Origin of the sequence: Marichromatium bheemlicum (assembly GCF_012276755.1) — a bacterium.
Classification (GTDB): domain Bacteria; phylum Pseudomonadota; class Gammaproteobacteria; order Chromatiales; family Chromatiaceae; genus Marichromatium; species Marichromatium bheemlicum.
On the sequence record NZ_JAAXKX010000013.1, the window covers coordinates 61,217 to 76,581 of the forward strand.

The following is a 15,365-nucleotide window of genomic DNA, read 5'->3' on the forward strand; positions in this document are numbered from 1 at the left end:
GGGCAGTCGCGGGTGCGCCGAGAGGCGGAGGTCCTGGTCAACTATCTGTGGATTTGGCCCGGTACGCCGCCATCGCCTTGCGAATCTTGCGTACCAGCACGCTGCCGATCGCGACGGCGATCCCCAGGCCGAACCCGCCGAACAGGCCGAGCAAGGCTAGGCGCTTGACCGATGGGCTGAATTTGTGCTTTGGCGGCACCGCGGCGTCCAGCACCTGCAGCACATAGTTTTCGCGCGCGCGGGCGAGCACCTCGAGGGCGGTCTCCGCCTCGATCATGCGGTAGAGGGATTTCTCGACCTCGACGACCCGGGTGTCCTTCAGCTGCTCCAGCAGAAAGGCCCGCTTGCGCCGGCTCTCGGCGATGGCCTGTTCGCGCATGTAATCGTTGAAGGCCTGCACATAGTCGTTCGCCCACTCGGCGGCGATCCTAGGGTCGTGCCAGCGGATGTAGAGGCGCAGGAGGTCGTTCTCGGGGTTGTGGGCGAGGCTGCGGACCTGCTCGCTGAAGATCTTGAAGGCCAGGTCGATATCGGGCGTGAAGCCCTCGATCCATTGCTGCTGCTCGCGGTCCCAGTGCTCGGCGAACAGGTGGGGCAGGAGGTCGTGGCGGTGGATGAAGTCGATGCCGAAGGCGCGACTGCGCATCTTCGCCATCACGATGTGGCGGTAGTTCTCGTTGGCGGTGCGCAGCACGAAGCTGTGCTCCATCAGGGTCAGTGCCTCCGGCGCGCGTCTGTTGTCCGGCGAGATGCCGCCGGGGTCGTCTGGCTGGCGCAGGGCGAGCTGGACCGATGCCTCGTAGCGGTCCGGCATGGTCTTGGCCATGCCGTAGGCGGCGATGGCGCAGAGGATGGCGAAGAGCATGATCCAGTGCTTGTTGCGAAAGATCGCGACCAGATACTCGATCAGGTCGATCTCGTCCTCGAGTCCGAACGGCAGCGGTTGGGACGCCTCCGGCGTGGGCTGGCCGTCCGGTTTCTTGGGCGCGTCCGGCGCGTCCATGGCTGGGTCAGTCGAAGAGTCCGACGGTGTTGAGGCTGGCGGCGGTGATGCCGAGGTGATAGAGGATCTGGGTCCAGGATTGCGCGGCCTCCAGCTTGTTCATGCGGTCGACGTTGAGCGGAACGTAGATGGTGGCGCCCGGGGTGACGCTGACGCGCCCGGCGCGGTGCGTCCAGTCCCCGCCGCGAACCGAGACGATCTCGCCGTTGGCCTGCATCACGAAGACGTGATCGCGCCGGGCGAGCACTGTGGTGCCGCCGCTGAGGTCGACGTAGTCGGCGCTGCTCAGCCCCTTGCGGTAGAGGTGCGAGGTCGGGTGGTAGACCTCGCCGACCACCGTGACCTCCTCCTGCATCCCGGTCACGGTCAGCTTGTCGCCGTCCTGGAGCTGGATGTTGGCCTCGCCCGAGCAGCTCATGGCACGGTCGAGATCGATCACCATGCGCCCGATGGCCTCCTGCTGCTTCAATTGCTTGATCACCTTGATGAGTTCCTGCTTGCGCTCGCCGGCCGGGGTCTTCTCGTCGTTTTTGACGCCGAAGGAGAGCGAGAGATTGACCAGCAGGTCGTCGAGGTTGTTCTGGATCCGGTCCAGCGCCTCCTGCTGCTGCTTGCGCACCCGCTCGCGAATGAAGACGGCACCGAATGGATAGGCGCCCTCGGTGAGTCCGCCGGCACGCTTGATAACCTGGCAGAGCGTCTCGCCGCGGGTGATGGGGTATTCGCCGGGAAAGCGGATCTCGCCGGCAAGGGTGACGCTGGCGCGTCCCAGCCAGTTGGGCTTGCGGTGCAGGACCAGCTCGTCGTGTGGCTCGAGGATGCGTCCGCTCTCGTCGTCCAGCGCGACCTCGGCGAGGTCGATCTGGCGGTGCTGGACGGCCCGGTACTCGCCTTGCAGCAGCTCGAAGCTGGTCAGCTCCGCAGAGAGCCCGTAGGCCTCCTCGCTCAGTCCACCTGCGGCGCGCAGCAGGTCGGCAACGCGCATGCCGGGCTCGAGCGGATAGCGTCCGGGGTGGCGGACCTCGCCGCGCACGTAGATGACCGGGGAGGCCTCGCCATAGGGTGTCTGCTGGACCAGCAGGTCCATGTCGTCGGCGATGATCGCGCTGCGCTCGCCTTGCCGGTCGAAGACATAGATGGTGTCTTCCGGGTAGATCAGCAGGTTCTCGCTGCCGCGCGGCGCGGCGTGGGCGCGATCCAGACTGAAGGACAGGAACTGGAGTCGGCCGCCGGTGTAGTGCTTGCGGGCGACCAGCCCGTAGCGCCGGTCCGCCTCCTCCGAGACCCCGCCGGCGAAGCCGATGACGTCGAGCAGACGGGCCTCGGCGGCGAGCGGGAAGGTACCGGTGGCGCGGACCTGACCGCGGACATCGACCACCATGGGCGGGTAGCGGCCGGGCTCGGCCTGGGTGCGCAGGTCGCGCACCAGGTTGGCGACGCGCTGCGAGCGCGGTACCGCGAGATCGAAGACGATCACCTCGTCGCGTGGTTGCAGTACGAGATCGGCTCGCTCCCCCGGACGGCGCAGGATGCTCGCGATGTCGAGATAGCCGATCTGGATGCGCCGCGTCTGCGGGCTCTCGCGCCGCAGCAGGCCATAGGAGACGTCGGCGTTGGGTCTGAGGATGCGCGGCGAGGTCAGCAGGCTGGAGACGCGCATGCCGGGTCTGTGCTGGAAGCCGCCGGGGCGCAGCACGTGGCCGCTGAGCAGTACCACGCCGTCCATCGAGGGGGTCACCGGGAAGATGCGCAGGGTGTCGCCCGGTCGGGTCAGGGTCGCCCGGCCGCTGGCCTCGTCCAGCGGGGCGTCGACCAGGGTGTAGCGGTCGCCGTCCTGAATGCGCTCGATCTGGGCGTCGGCCAGCGAGGCGGTCGGGAGCAGTCCGCCGGCCAGCTCGAGCAGCTCCTCGACGCGGCGTGGGCAGCGCAGCTCGTAGATCGCCGGACGCTGGACCTCACCGGCGACGCCGACGGTGGGGCCGATCGGTGGCACGAAGATGACGTCGCGATGCTGGAGCTGGACGTCGCCCGAGGTGTCTCCGCCGAGCAGGACGTCGTAGAGATCGAGCGTGGCGCTCACCTGGCCGTCGCGCTTGAGCTCGATCCTGCGCAGGGTCCCGGTGCGCTTGACGCCGCCCGAGGTGATCAGCGTGTTCAGCAGGGTCGACAGCCCGCTGACGCTGTAGTTGCCGGGCTTGACGACCTCGCCGACGACCAGGACCTGGATGGTGCGCAAGGCCCCCATGGTGGTCACCGCCTTGGCACCGACGATCTGCTGCTCGAAGCGGGCGCGCAGCAGGTCGCGGACCTCGTCGAAGTGCAGTCCGCCGACCTGGATGGGGCCGAGTTCGGGCACCAGCAGTCGGCCGTCGCGGGTGACGACCAGGCTGTACTCCACGTTGATCTTGCCGTAGACCTGGACCACCAGGGTGTCGCCCGGGCCGATGACATAGTCGTTCGGGACCGGCAGGTCGGTGACCGGGGCGAAGGTGGTGGGGGTCTGGTCGAAGAGGTCGTAGCCGAACTGCTTCAGCTCGGACTGGAGGATCTGCTTCTGGATCTTTTCCTCCAGGCTGACCTCGTCGAGCTTCTCGGCGGCGCGTTCCTCGATGGCCGAGGCCGGCTCTTCCGGTATCGGTTGCTGGAGCGGCGACTCAACGGGGATCATCGTGGGGATGACCGGCTGCTCCAGGGGCTCGTCGTCACCATCGGGCGCCGCCTGCATCCGCTCGACGACCTGCTGCTCGTCGAGCGACTCCAGGATTGGTAGTAGCTGGCCCTGGGCGAGACCGGACAGGGCCCCCAGCAACAGGAGCATCGGGCCGAGGCGGAGCGCGCGCGCGAGTCGGGTCGAGATGAGCGGTTGCATCGGATCTCCCGGGGCTAGAGGCGCGAGGGCGGGGGCAATGCCCGGCCTTCGCGGACGATCTCGTCGGGGAGCAGGTGCATCAGCGCCTGCTGGTCGAAGGGGCAGCCCTCCCAATTGATCCGGGTGCCCGGACGGGTGCCCGGACACCTGTCTCTGTAGTCCTGGATGCCATCCCCGTCGGTATCCGGCGGGTCGCCGTAGAACAGTCTCAGGGCATGGGCGGCCATGGTCTCGGGGGTTGCGATATCGACGTCGCGCACGGCGCTCCCACAGCGGTCGAAGCGGCGCAGCTTGAAGCAGGCCGACACGTCGCCGACGGTGACGAGATGCACGCAGAGCCCATCGCCCCGGCGCGCCTGCATGCGCTCGACCAGGCGTACCGTGTCCTCGTCGAGGCGGTCGGCGCGGCTCAAGAGGATCAGGGCGCTCTCGCCGCCCGTGCCGGTCAGCCGGGACTCGACATCGGTCAGTGCCTCGGTCAGCCTGGGTCGCCAGCCGTCGCGATCGCTGAGCTGCTCGATGCGGAGCTGGATCGGACGGGTGGTCAAGCGACCGTCGGGCCCGGGGTGGGAGAGTGTGGCCTTGAGCCGACGCGCGAGCGTCCGGGCGAGCGCGGCGCGGGTCTCGAAGGGGGGCGGTGCATCCTCGCGCATGGTCCCGCCATCGTCGATGAGCACGACGGCGGAGTGGACGCGGATCGGGCGCTCCTTGCGCGCTGCGAGTGACCGGGCCGAGATGGCGGGCTCATCTTCGGGGAGCGGCCGCACGCGTGTCTCGGCGTCCGCATAGGCGTCTTCGGTGACGACCTGCTTCGCGCGGATCGGACCGGAGGACGAGCAAGCGGTCGTCAGGATCATGGCGGCGAGCGCTGCATAGGCGACGGAGCGGACAGACATCGAAGATCCTTGGGCGAGTCCTTTCGCTCATTCGAGCTGACCCAGGATTCTCGCATAATCCGCCGGCTCTATCCCGAGATTGGACTGGATCAGTACGGCGGGGTAGCGATCCGGGATATCCCGCAGGAATCCCAGCAGATCCTCTCGGCTGGCGATGGGGTGATGCCATGAGCAGTAGCTGAGCTCGGCGTCGGTGAGGAAGTGCCCCGAGTGCGACCCGAGCACGTGTTCGGCGAAGATGCCATAGAGTTCGTACTCGGAGAAATCCAGGGTATTGGCCAATACCGCCTGCCAGGGGCGTCCGGCCTGTGCGGCGATCCGCGAGGTGAGCTGCTCGAGGGTCTCGCGCCGCCAGACGACGAGCTGGCTGATGTAGTCGTGCTGCTGGAATCCCTCCCCGGTGAGCCCGAAGAGCTTGCCGGCGAAGCGATACCAGGCGCGGTGCCTGGGGTCGGCGACGTCCTCGGGTTTGCGCGGTCCGGCGTAGAGCCTGGCTCGGCCCTGTGCGTCGAGTACGTCGGCGCAGTCGAAGGGGCGGATGAAGACGACGTCCGAGTCGGCGAAGACGAAGAGGTCGGCATCGATGGCCTCGGCCACCGAGAGCTTGACGATCTGTTGCAGAATCCAGCCGCGCACCGGCAGTCCGCGCAGATTCAGCCACCACTTGCGGCTGAACGGGATCTTGTGCAGCCAGCCGGGCAGGATCTCCTCCTTCAGCAACAGCCGCGTGCGTGGTGTGGCGAGCCTGGAGAAGAGCGCCTGGTCCTGACGATCGACGATGATGAGGTGTTCGTCATGACCGCAGAGGAAACGCTCGACGCTGTCGCAAAGGATTCGACAACGGTCGAAATCCGGGGCATAGCTGGGTGTGATCAAGGCGATCCTGGACATGTCTCTCCTCGTGGCTCGATCGAACGGGTGACGATGGAAAAAACGCCCCCGGAACGGTCTCGACTCGATGCGGCGAGTCTCGGATATCGGCAGGGCTATCGCATCAAGGGTTCCTGGTTTTTCATTCAATACATTGATATGTCCAATCCCTGTGGCCACCTGTGGAGACTGCCCCCGAGGATCGAACACTGGCCGGGCGGGGCGTGATCGACCGGCCTCTGGTCAGGGGCAATGGGTCTCCGGTCGCGGCGATCGCACGGCCTGCGTGTCGCTGACCGACGAGGCGGTCATCCAGCGGCATTTGCACATGTCCTGGCGCGATCGACCTGCGGATTCCGGTCGTCAGGATTAGACTCGGTGCCAGGAATGTCGTGATCCCGAATAGTGCATCGATCGTCATGCGGCCGCGATTCGCCAGGATGTCACGACCTGCCTTCGCCTCATCCCTGGTTTTCGTACGCAACGTCGTGTAAAGCACAGTGCCAAGCTCAGTGCGACTCTCGGTCAAGAGTATCGTCGGCTTTCTGTTCATCCTGATCTTCTTCGCTGGCTATCAGGGCGGAAAGTATTTCGCGAACAACCGGTTTCAGGAGGTTGGGCTGGCACTGACCTTCCTGCTCTTCTTTTACGGCGCGGTCTTCACCGCACTCACCGATCGGACCATCCGGTGGTCGTGGTGGTTCTGGTCGGCGCCCCTGATCGTCGGCTATGTGATGCTGAGTTCATCGGCCGCATTCGCCCTCAATGCGGGGGTCCCCATCATGCCGAGCCTGTTCGCCTCGCGCGAATTCCTGATCCTGTTCCTGGCGCCGACCCTCTATTTCATCTACAGGCTCGGCTTTGCGGTCGAGGATATGCACAGGCTGTTCGTCGCCAGCCTCATCATTATCATCATCAACTACATCATCAGCTATCACAGGGTCGATCTGGAGGCCGCCTATTTTTCCACCGGGTACATGTCCTATCTGGTCACCTACGATGAATGGCGCGGTTATCGGCTCAAGCCGCCGACCTTCGCCCTCATCATCCTGACTTGCTATGCCTCGATCCGTCTCTTCCAGGATGGGAGCCCGCTGCGCAAGCTGCTGTGGGTCATCCCGCTGCTACTCGTCGGCTATGTCTGGTCGCTGATCATGGCCCGTTCGCAGATGGCGACGGTCGCCATGGCCATGCTGCTCTATCCGATTTTCCTCAGTCGTCCGAATCGCGCCAACCTGCTGGTGCTGGTGGTGCCGATCGGGCTCATTGTGCTGCTGGCCGCCGGTTCGACGCTGGTCGATGCCTTCATGAACGCCGAGGGCGCAGACGTCCGCGCCAAGGCCTATGTCATCGCCTGGCAGACGGCGCTGGAGCATCCAATCATCGGGTTCGGCCAATCGAGCGGCTACAGCAAGACCTATCAGGATGTCTTTGGCCCCAAGTTCTTTCCAGACGATCTCGGGATCGTCGGGACGGCCTTCAAATACGGCTTCCTCGGGGTGTTTCTCTATCTGTTCGCCAATTTCTATGTGCTATTCCGCCTGATCAAGACCAACTGGTATTACCAAAAGCGGCACGGCGTCCATCATCCCCTGATCTGGTCGCTGTTGATGATGATGACCGCGCTCACCCTGAATCTGGTCCTCAATCCGGGGCTGGCCTATATGCAGGGGCTGACCACGGCGGCCTTCGCGGTCGGGATCACCGCCTGTCTGTACGAGGACATGGGGCTGGTGTCGCGCGCGCGGCGTGTGGTCGCGACCACCTCATAGCGCCTTGAGTCGGCGCTTGCCGAGCAGGACCGCGAGGATCAGCCAACACTTGTCCCACTGACCGCGCCGGGCGCGGCGCAGGGCCTGGACGATCGACGAGAGATAGACGCTCGGCAGGCCGAGCGGAAAGTGCTTCCGGGTGATCCGGAGCTTGTTGCGAAAGATGTAGAAGTCCGATCGGAGCGTCGAGGCACGCTCCCCCGTCGGCGTCCCGACGCTCCGGCCCTCCTTGTGATAGAGACGGGCGTCGTCGGCGTAGCAGAGCGCGTATCGACCCCTGGCCTCCAGCACCCAGTCGATCTCCTCGTAATAGAGGAAATAGCGCTCGTCCATGAGCCCGATCTCGTCGAGATAGCGTCCGGGCAGCAGCCAGGAGCAGCCGACGATGTAGTCCAGGCGCTGCTCGTAGGCGGCGGGATCGATCGGCGTCTCGTCGGGCAGGAAGCGGCCGAGGGACTGCGAGGCGATCGCCGTCCAGCGGTTGAAGCGGCTGCCGCCGAGCGCCTGCACGATCTTCGGGTCGTCGTAGAAGAGCACGCGCGAGCCGCAGCTGGCGGGGCGCGGTTCGCGCTCCAGGCGGCGCACCATATTGGCGAGACAGTCCGGCTCCACCACGGTGTCGTTGTTCAGCAGCCAGACATAGTCGGCGTCGCCACGCGCCCGGGCGTGGCGCAGACCGACGTTGTTGCCGCCGGCAAAGCCCAGGTTGCCGCCGGTGTCGATCAGCAGCAGGGGCGGGTCGGTCGCCAGCTCGGCGCGCTCGGCGCTCGCCCGGTCGAGGCGGGCGAAATCGATCGGCTTCGGCAGCGGCGGATCGCTCAGACGGCGCAGCGGCGAGTCCGCCGGTGGGCTGAAGGGCACGCGGCCCGACGCCCAGTCCGCCAGCCGTTCGAGCGAGCCGTCCGCCGAGGCGTTGTCGCAGAGCACCACGCGGTAGTCGTCGTAATGCTGGCGGAAGACGGACTCCAGACACTCGATGCTGTCGGCCCAGCCGTTCCAGTTGACCAGGACGATATAGACCTTGGCGCTCATCACCGGCGTCCTCCGAGCAGGGTGTCGAGTTCGCGCTGCATGTCGCGCAGCAGCGGCCCCCAGCTGTAGCTCTCCTCGATCAGCGCGCGGGAGGCGCCGGCCATCGCCTCCCAGCGCGTGCGGTCGGTGAGCAGGGTGTCGATCGCGGCGATCGTCTCTGGGGCGGTGTCGGCGATGGCGGCATGGCGCATGTGCTCGACCTCCAGCCCCTCGCTGCCGACCGAGGTCGTCACCGTCGGCAGTCCGCGTCCCATGCCGCTCAGGACCTTGACCTTGATGCCGGCGCCGAAGCGTAGCGGGGCGATGAAGACGCGGCTGCGCTGGAACAGGGGCTCCAGATCCGCGACGAACCCGAGCAGCTCGACCCTGGGGTCCGCCGCCGCGGCGCGCCGCAGTCTGGGGTCTGGATTCCTGCCGGCGATCTGGATGCGCGCGTCCGGGTGCCTCCGTCCGACCTCCGGCCAGACCGTCTCGAGGAACCAGAGCAGTCCGTCGACATTCGCCTCCCAGGTCAGGGTGCCGACATAGAGCAGGATGGGCTGGGTGCTGGCGTAGTCGAGCGGCGGTCGGCCCAGGGTCGTTTCGTCGCCGAGGTGATAGGTCACGCGGCACTTCGCGCGATCCGCGCCGGCCTCGACCAGGCTGTCGATGTCGTTGGGCGAGGCGAAGACCAGATCGGCGCGGCGGCAGGCCGCCAGCTCGTAACGGCGCACCCGCAGGGATTCCAGATGGCTCGCCAGGCGCATCGCCGGGTTGGCGCCGCTCTCGGCATAGCGCTTCCACATCAGGAAATAGGCGTTGTGCTCGTGCAGGACGACCGGCCCGGCATAGTCTCGGGGGACGTATTGGAAGACCTCGTAGTGGTCGCAGAAGATGAGGTCGTAGCGCGGGGCCATGGCGCTGATCGCGCGCGCGAGCCGCTCGGAGTGCGTGCGCAGCACATTGAGCGGGATGCGCCGGAGGTAGCTGGCGATGAGCGTGTGCGCGGTGCGCGGGACCTTGACCGGCTCGCTGACCAGCTCGGCGAGCCGCGCCTGGCGTTGGAAGTCCGCCACATGGGCCTCGTCGTCGCCCTTGAGCGCGCAGGCCAGTCCGAGATCGGCGTGCGCGCCCAGGTGTTCGACCAACTTCCAGCTCTTGATGCGGCCACCGCTGTGCGGCGGGTAGGGCAGTTCCGGGGTGAGGAAGAGGATCGAGGGCATGGAACGGTCTCCCTGGCTGGGCCGCCTCTGTGCCGGTCGCCGTGTGCAGGTGGGGTTCCTGTCGCGACAGGACTGCTACATGGCGCCGCTGTCCTTGTTGAAGACGACGAGGATGGTCTTGAGCATCAGCTTGATGTCATACCAGAGGCTCCAGTTGCGCTGATAGCGCAGGTCGAGCCGGATGATGTCCTCGAAGCTCTTGATCGACGAGCGACCGTTGACCTGCCACTCGCCGGTGATGCCCGGTTTGACGTCGAGCCGGCGCCACTCGGGGACGTCGTACTGGTCGATCTCGTCCGGGGTCGGCGGGCGCGTGCCGACCAGGCTCATGGAGCCCTGCAGCACGTTCCAGAACTGTGGCAGCTCGTCCAGACTGGTGCGGCGCAGAAAGCGACCCGCCTTGGTGATGCGCGGGTCGTTCTCCGCCTTGAAGATGGCCCCCTCGGCCTCGTTCCGGATCTCGCCCCTGCGCGCCTCGGCATCCGGGACCATGGAGCGGAACTTCCACAGCTTGAAGCGTCTGCCCATCCAACCGCAGCGGGTTTGGTTGAATAGGATGGGGCCGGGGCTGTCGCGCTTGATGGCGATCGCGATGGGGATGAAGAGCAGGGCGGTGATGCCCAGGCCGACGAGCGAGCCGAGGACGTCGATGACGCGCTTTGCCTTGGAACGGACCGAGGGGTGGGTGACCGGCAGGAGACCGGCATCGACTGCGCTCTCTTCCTCCCGGCTCGCGTCGTCCGACTCGATCGTCAGCACCTTGTCGAGCCCGGTCATGGCCAGCACGGACCTGACCTCCGGGCGGACCTCGGTGACGACGAGCGCGATGCCGTTGGCCTGGGACATCTTCATGCAACTGGCCAGTGCGCCGATCCCGCTGCTGTCGAGGAAGCTGGTCCTGGAGAAGTCGAGCACCAGCTTCATGGGGCACTCGGACGCCTCGCAGAGCGTACGGACGGCGTTTCGAAAGGGCACGGCTTCGACGACCGACAACTCCTTCGAAACGAGGACCCTGCTGATGCCGTCGCCGGTCGAGACCGGAAATCCATTGCTCTGATCGCCATCTTGAGTTTGCATCGTGTCCCTATTGATTAGATCGGTAACGATTTAACAACTTGATGCATCTTGTCTCTATTGAAAATCACACATGGCGGCAATCCCGGCAGGCCTGAGGGGCGTGATCAAACACCCGCCAGGATCAACCCATGATTGATTTGGTGGCTTGGCAGAGCAGTGCAAGAGCACAGCGCATCGGCGTGATCAGTAAAAACATCACCTTACCTGTAAGGAGAGGCCTTAAAGCAAGAGTTTCTGCGTTTGTCATCGACACCTATCGGCGATGGCACTACCCAGGTTTCCAACCTGGCTGGAGTCCGAGCTGACTTGGCCGCATAATTGCGTCCCCTGAACGCCGGACGTGCCGGTCGAGGGCTCGTGCCTCGGCGTGGTGCGCCACGACGTCCGTTGTTCCACCTCCAGCCAAGCCGGCGTGCCGGCTCCAGCCATCCATGAAACGAATCTCCGCCACTGAGCGCATCCACGGCGACCGCCGTGACTGGCACAATCTGCGGGCAATGTTGCCCTTCCTCTGGGAGTTCCGGGGGCGCGCGGCGCTGGCCATCGGTTGTCTGGTGTTGGCCAAGGTGGCCAACGTCGGGGTGCCGATGCTGCTCAAGGAGATCGTCGACGCCTTCGAGCACCCCGAGACCCAGGCGCTGGTGCTGCCGCTGACGTTGCTGCTCGGCTATGGCGCGCTCAAGCTCTCGTCCTCGCTGTTCAACGAGTTGCGCGACGTGGTCTTCGCGCGGGTGCGCTATCGCGCCATGCGTCGGCTCTCGACGCGGGTGCTGACGCATCTGCACCGGCTCTCGCTGCGCTACCACCTGGGGCGCCAGAGCGGGGCGATCAGTCGTGACCTGGAGCGCGGCACCCGCTCGGTCTCGACCATCCTCAACTATGTGGTGTTCAGCGTGTTGCCGGTGGTGGTCGAGTTCCTGCTGATCGCGGTGGTGCTGCTTGGGCAGTACGCGCTGAGCTTCACCCTGGTGACCTTCGCCACGGTGGCGGTCTATTTCGTCTTCACCTTCGCCATCACCGAGTGGCGGATGGACTACCGCCGCCAGATGAACCGGCTCGACTCGCAGGGCAACAGTCAGGCCTTCGACAGCCTAATGAACTACGAGACGGTGAAGTACTTCGGCAACGAGCGCCTGGAGCTGGAGCGCTACGACGCCACCCTCGACGCCTGGGAGGGGTTGGCGGTACGCAGCCAGAACTCGATGTCGGTGCTCAACTTCGGCCAGGGGGCGATCATCTCCGTCGGCGTCACCCTGATCATGATCCTCGCCGCCCGCGGGGTGGTCGACGGCAGCATGAGCATCGGCGATCTGGTGCTGGTCAACGCCTTGTTGCTGCAGCTGTTCATCCCGCTCGGCATGCTCGGCATCGTCTATCGCCAGATCAAGTACGCGCTGGCCGACATGGATCTGGTGTTCAAGCTGCTCGAACGCGAGCCCGAGATCGAGGACGCCCCGGGCGCCCCGGCGCTGGCGCTGCACACCGGCGAGGTGCGCTTCGAGCACGTCGACTTCCACTACCAGCCCGAGCGCGCCATCCTCCGCGATGTCGACTTCACCATCCCCGCCGGGCAGACGGTGGCGGTGGTCGGTCACAGCGGCGCGGGCAAGTCGACGCTGTCGCGGTTGCTGTTTCGCTTCTACGACCCGATCGGCGGGCGGGTGCTGATCGATGGTCAGGACATCCGCGCCGTCTCCCAGGACAGTCTGCGCGCGGCCATCGGCATCGTCCCGCAGGACACCGTGCTGTTCAACGAGAGCATCTATTACAATCTCGCCTACGGTCGCCCCGGGGCGAGCCGCGCCGAGATCGAGCAGGCCGCCGAGATGGCGCACATCCGCGACTTCATCGAGTCGTTGCCCGATGGTTGGGAGACGGTGGTCGGCGAGCGCGGGCTCAAGCTCTCCGGCGGCGAGAAGCAGCGCGTGGCGATCGCCCGCACCATCCTCAAGCGTCCGCGCATCCTGGTCTTCGACGAGGCCACCTCGTCGCTCGACAGCCGCACCGAGCAGGCCATCCAGCAGACCCTGGCCGAGGTCGCCGAGAACCACACCACCCTGGTGATCGCGCATCGTCTCTCGACGGTGGTCGAGGCCGATCGCATCCTGGTGATGGAGGCCGGGCGTATCCGCGAGCAGGGGACCCACCAGCAGTTGCTCGCCGCCGGCGGTCAGTACGCGGCGATGTGGGAATTGCAGCAGCGCGAGGGCGCGCTATCGAGCTAGGGAGGATGAGCGATGTCAGCCGGTGGCGTGCGGCGACGCCTGAGCGCGGAGGGATTCGACGAGGGGCGGCGGGTACGCGCGTTGCTCATGGAGCTGGGGTTGCGCGCGCCGCTGCTGGCGCTGCTCGGCGCGGTGGTGCTGGCGGCGCTCGCGGCGCTGGCGCCGGCGCACTGGGCGTGGGCGCTCGCGCTCGTCGCCGCGCTGCTCGGCGCGGCGGCGCTGGTGCTGGTGTGGCGGCGGCTGCGCCGCGGCCTGCTGGCGCCGCTGGCGCGGCTCGAGCAGTCGCTCTCGCGGGTCTGTCAGGGCGAGCCGGGGGCGAGCGAGCAGCTGCGTGACCTTGGCGTGTTGGCGCCGATCGCCGAGGATATCCGCGACCTCAACGCCGAGCTGACCGATCTCTACGAGGACATGGACAACCGTGTCGCGCGCCAGACCCGGCGTCTGGCGCAGAAGACCGCCTCGCTGAAGATCCTCTACGATGTCGCCGCCGGCATCCATCAGGCCGAGAGCCTGGAGGCGCTGCTGCTGCGCTTTCTGCGGGTGCTCAAGGAGATGGTCAACGGTCGCGCGGCGACGGTGCGACTGGTGCAGCCCGACGGCAGCCGCCGGCTGGTCGGCGCGATCGGACTCGACGACGATCTGGTGCGCGAGCAGGACATGGCCCCGGTCGATCTCTGTCTGTGCGGCAACGTGCTCGCCCCCGGCGACATCCTCTGCGATCAAGACGCACGCTACTGTGCCCGCATCTACGGGCGGCGGATGTTCGCCAGCTCCGAGATCGAGGTGGTGACGGTGCCGCTGGAGCATCGCGACGAGCTGCTCGGGGTCTACAGCATCTTCGTCGACCGCCCCGGGGTGAGCATGCGCGAGGACATCATGGACCTGCTGTTCACCGTCGGCCATCATCTCGGCATGGCGATCGCCAAGCAACGCTCGGACGCCGAGGCGCGGCGCCTGTCGATCGTCGAGGAGCGCAACGCGCTCGCCCACGAGCTGCACGACTCGCTCGCCCAGACCCTGGCGAGCCTGCGCTTCCAGTGCCGGATGCTCGCCGACGCGCTGGCCGAGGCGCCGATCCCGGCGTCTGCGCGCACTGACCTGACCCGCATCCGCAACGGACTCGACGAGGCCCACACCGAGCTGCGCGAGCTGCTGGCGAGCTTCCGCGCGCCGCTCGATCGTCGCGGGTTGGTGCCGGCGCTGGCCAAGCTCACCGAGCGCTTCGGCGGCGAGACCGGCATCCATGTGCTGTTCCAGAACGACACCCGGCCCTTCGAGCTGGCCGCCGCCGCCGAGCTGCAACTGCTGCGCATTGCCCAGGAGTCGCTGGCCAACATCCGCAAGCACGCCCGCGCCCACACGGTGCGGGTGCTGCTCACCCGCGAGGGGGCGCGCTACGTGCTGCTGGTCGAGGACGACGGGGAGGGCTTCAGCGCGCCGGTCGACGGGGCCCACCCCGGCGAGCACATCGGCCTGTCGATCATGGAGGAGCGGGCGCGGCGCATCGACGCCGAGCTGCACATCGAGAGCGAACCGGGCGAGGGCACCCGGGTCGAGGTGGTATTCGACGCCGGGCGCCGCCCGGCCTGGGAGACGGACTGATGCGGGTGTTGCTGATCGACGATCATGCGTTGTTCCGGTTCGGGCTGCAGGCGCTGCTCGAACGGCGCGGCATCGAGGTGGTGGCCGTCGGCAACGCCGCCGAGGGGGTGGCGCGGGCGCGCGAGCACGCCCCCGATGTGGTGCTGCTCGACATGCGCATGCCCCAGCTCACCGGGCTGGAGCTGTTGCGCGCGCTGCGCGCCGCGGAGCTGCGCATGCCGGTGGCGATGCTCACCACCAGCGCCGAGGAGCGTGACGTCATCACCTCGTTGCAGCAGGGCGCGCAGGGCTATCTGCTCAAGGACATGGAGCCCGACGCGCTGATCGCCGCGCTCGGCGACATCGTCGCCGGGCGCACCGTGGTCGCCCCCGAGCTGGCGGTGGTGCTGGCGCGCGCGGTGCAGGCCGAGGGTGGGCACGCCGGCGCGGCCCCGGAGGGCGGCGCGCCCGAGCTGACCCCGCGCGAGCAGGAGATCCTCTGTCATCTCGCCGAGGGGCAGAGCAATAAGGCGATCGCACGGCGCCTCGGGATCTCCGACGGCACCGTCAAGCTCCACGTCAAGGCGATCCTGCGCAAGCTCGAGGTGCACTCGCGGGTGGAGGCGGCGGTGATCGCCGTCGAGCGCGGGCTGTGCGCGCGCGGCGGCCCTCCTGAATAATGACAACAGCAGCCGACGAATGGTGTAATGGGCTGTTGTGCACCACCGCTATGGCCTTAGCGCTATCGGGGTGGTTTGCTCCCGCCGGGTCGCCGACATCCGAGTCCAGGGCGTTGCTCGGGGCTTGGCGGGATTTATGCGCTGAGCAGGGGGAGTTT

General features: G+C 66.8%; 11 protein-coding genes. 4 read left to right on the plus strand and 7 right to left on the minus strand.

Going from position 1 to position 15,365, the window contains the following annotated elements; translation table 11 throughout:
• Positions 1–37: 37 nt before the first annotated feature.
• Genes HF203_RS10160 through HF203_RS10175 form a run of 4 tightly spaced genes read right to left on the minus strand, consistent with a single transcriptional unit; the run spans position 38 to position 5,659 of the window.
• The gene (locus HF203_RS10160) at positions 38–1,003 is read right to left on the minus strand and encodes a Wzz/FepE/Etk N-terminal domain-containing protein (protein ID WP_168669279.1); all 966 of its coding nucleotides are present in this window, start codon (positions 1,001–1,003) and stop codon (positions 38–40) included.
• Between the two features lie 7 nt (positions 1,004–1,010).
• The gene (locus HF203_RS10165; RefSeq protein WP_168669281.1) at positions 1,011–3,872 is read right to left on the minus strand and encodes an SLBB domain-containing protein; all 2,862 of its coding nucleotides are present in this window, start codon (positions 3,870–3,872) and stop codon (positions 1,011–1,013) included.
• Between the two features lie 14 nt (positions 3,873–3,886).
• Positions 3,887–4,768, minus strand: a complete 882-nt coding sequence (locus HF203_RS10170) for a hypothetical protein (protein ID WP_168669283.1) — start codon at positions 4,766–4,768, stop codon at positions 3,887–3,889.
• Between the two features lie 27 nt (positions 4,769–4,795).
• Positions 4,796–5,659 (minus strand): DUF6492 family protein, encoded by an 864-nt coding sequence (locus tag HF203_RS10175; protein ID WP_168669285.1) that lies wholly within the window; start codon positions 5,657–5,659, stop codon positions 4,796–4,798.
• 479 nt (positions 5,660–6,138) lie between these two features.
• On the opposite strand from HF203_RS10175, the gene HF203_RS10180 reads away from it, so the two are divergent.
• Complete coding sequence (locus HF203_RS10180) at positions 6,139–7,410, plus strand: hypothetical protein (RefSeq protein WP_168669287.1); 1,272 nt, start codon at positions 6,139–6,141, stop codon at positions 7,408–7,410.
• On the opposite strand, the gene HF203_RS10185 is transcribed toward HF203_RS10180, so the two are convergent.
• The 3 genes from HF203_RS10185 to HF203_RS10195 form a co-directional block, all read right to left on the minus strand.
• Positions 7,405–8,442, minus strand: coding sequence for a glycosyltransferase family 2 protein (locus tag HF203_RS10185; protein WP_168669289.1), 1,038 nt, complete (start codon positions 8,440–8,442; stop codon positions 7,405–7,407). The two genes, HF203_RS10180 and HF203_RS10185, sit on opposite strands and share 6 nt — an antisense overlap.
• On the minus strand, positions 8,442–9,644 hold the full coding sequence (locus HF203_RS10190) for a glycosyltransferase (RefSeq protein WP_168669291.1): 1,203 nt from the start codon (positions 9,642–9,644) through the stop codon (positions 8,442–8,444). The genes HF203_RS10185 and HF203_RS10190 overlap by 1 nt, the downstream gene beginning before the upstream one ends.
• A 75-nt stretch (positions 9,645–9,719) precedes the next feature.
• On the minus strand, positions 9,720–10,721 hold the full coding sequence (locus HF203_RS10195) for an anti-sigma factor antagonist (protein WP_168669294.1): 1,002 nt from the start codon (positions 10,719–10,721) through the stop codon (positions 9,720–9,722).
• 431 nt (positions 10,722–11,152) lie between these two features.
• On the opposite strand from HF203_RS10195, the gene HF203_RS10200 reads away from it, so the two are divergent.
• Genes HF203_RS10200 through HF203_RS10210 form a run of 3 tightly spaced genes read left to right on the plus strand, consistent with a single transcriptional unit; the run spans position 11,153 to position 15,207 of the window.
• Positions 11,153–12,946, plus strand: coding sequence for an ABCB family ABC transporter ATP-binding protein/permease (locus HF203_RS10200; protein ID WP_168669296.1), 1,794 nt, complete (start codon positions 11,153–11,155; stop codon positions 12,944–12,946).
• Positions 12,947–12,958: 12 nt separating this feature from the next.
• Complete coding sequence (locus HF203_RS10205; RefSeq protein WP_168669298.1) at positions 12,959–14,548, plus strand: ATP-binding protein; 1,590 nt, start codon at positions 12,959–12,961, stop codon at positions 14,546–14,548.
• Positions 14,548–15,207 carry a response regulator gene (locus HF203_RS10210; protein ID WP_168669300.1) on the plus strand — a complete coding sequence of 220 codons (660 nt, stop codon included), beginning with the start codon at positions 14,548–14,550 and terminating at the stop codon, positions 15,205–15,207. The genes HF203_RS10205 and HF203_RS10210 overlap by 1 nt, the downstream gene beginning before the upstream one ends.
• Positions 15,208–15,365 lie beyond the last annotated feature (158 nt).

Bases quoted from the DNA above. Each gene is read 5' to 3' on its own strand.
- HF203_RS10160 (WP_168669279.1), bottom strand. From the start codon at position 1,003: ATGGACGCGCCGGACGCGCCCAAGAAACCGGACGGCCAGCCCACGCCG.
- HF203_RS10165 (WP_168669281.1), bottom strand. From the start codon at position 3,872: ATGCAACCGCTCATCTCGACCCGACTCGCGCGCGCGCTCCGCCTCGGC.
- HF203_RS10170 (WP_168669283.1), bottom strand. From the start codon at position 4,768: ATGTCTGTCCGCTCCGTCGCCTATGCAGCGCTCGCCGCCATGATCCTG.
- HF203_RS10175 (WP_168669285.1), bottom strand. From the start codon at position 5,659: ATGTCCAGGATCGCCTTGATCACACCCAGCTATGCCCCGGATTTCGAC.
- HF203_RS10185 (WP_168669289.1), bottom strand. From the start codon at position 8,442: ATGAGCGCCAAGGTCTATATCGTCCTGGTCAACTGGAACGGCTGGGCC.
- HF203_RS10190 (WP_168669291.1), bottom strand. From the start codon at position 9,644: ATGCCCTCGATCCTCTTCCTCACCCCGGAACTGCCCTACCCGCCGCAC.
- HF203_RS10195 (WP_168669294.1), bottom strand. From the start codon at position 10,721: ATGCAAACTCAAGATGGCGATCAGAGCAATGGATTTCCGGTCTCGACC.
- HF203_RS10200 (WP_168669296.1), top strand. From the start codon at position 11,153: ATGAAACGAATCTCCGCCACTGAGCGCATCCACGGCGACCGCCGTGAC.
- HF203_RS10205 (WP_168669298.1), top strand. From the start codon at position 12,959: ATGTCAGCCGGTGGCGTGCGGCGACGCCTGAGCGCGGAGGGATTCGAC.
- HF203_RS10210 (WP_168669300.1), top strand. From the start codon at position 14,548: ATGCGGGTGTTGCTGATCGACGATCATGCGTTGTTCCGGTTCGGGCTG.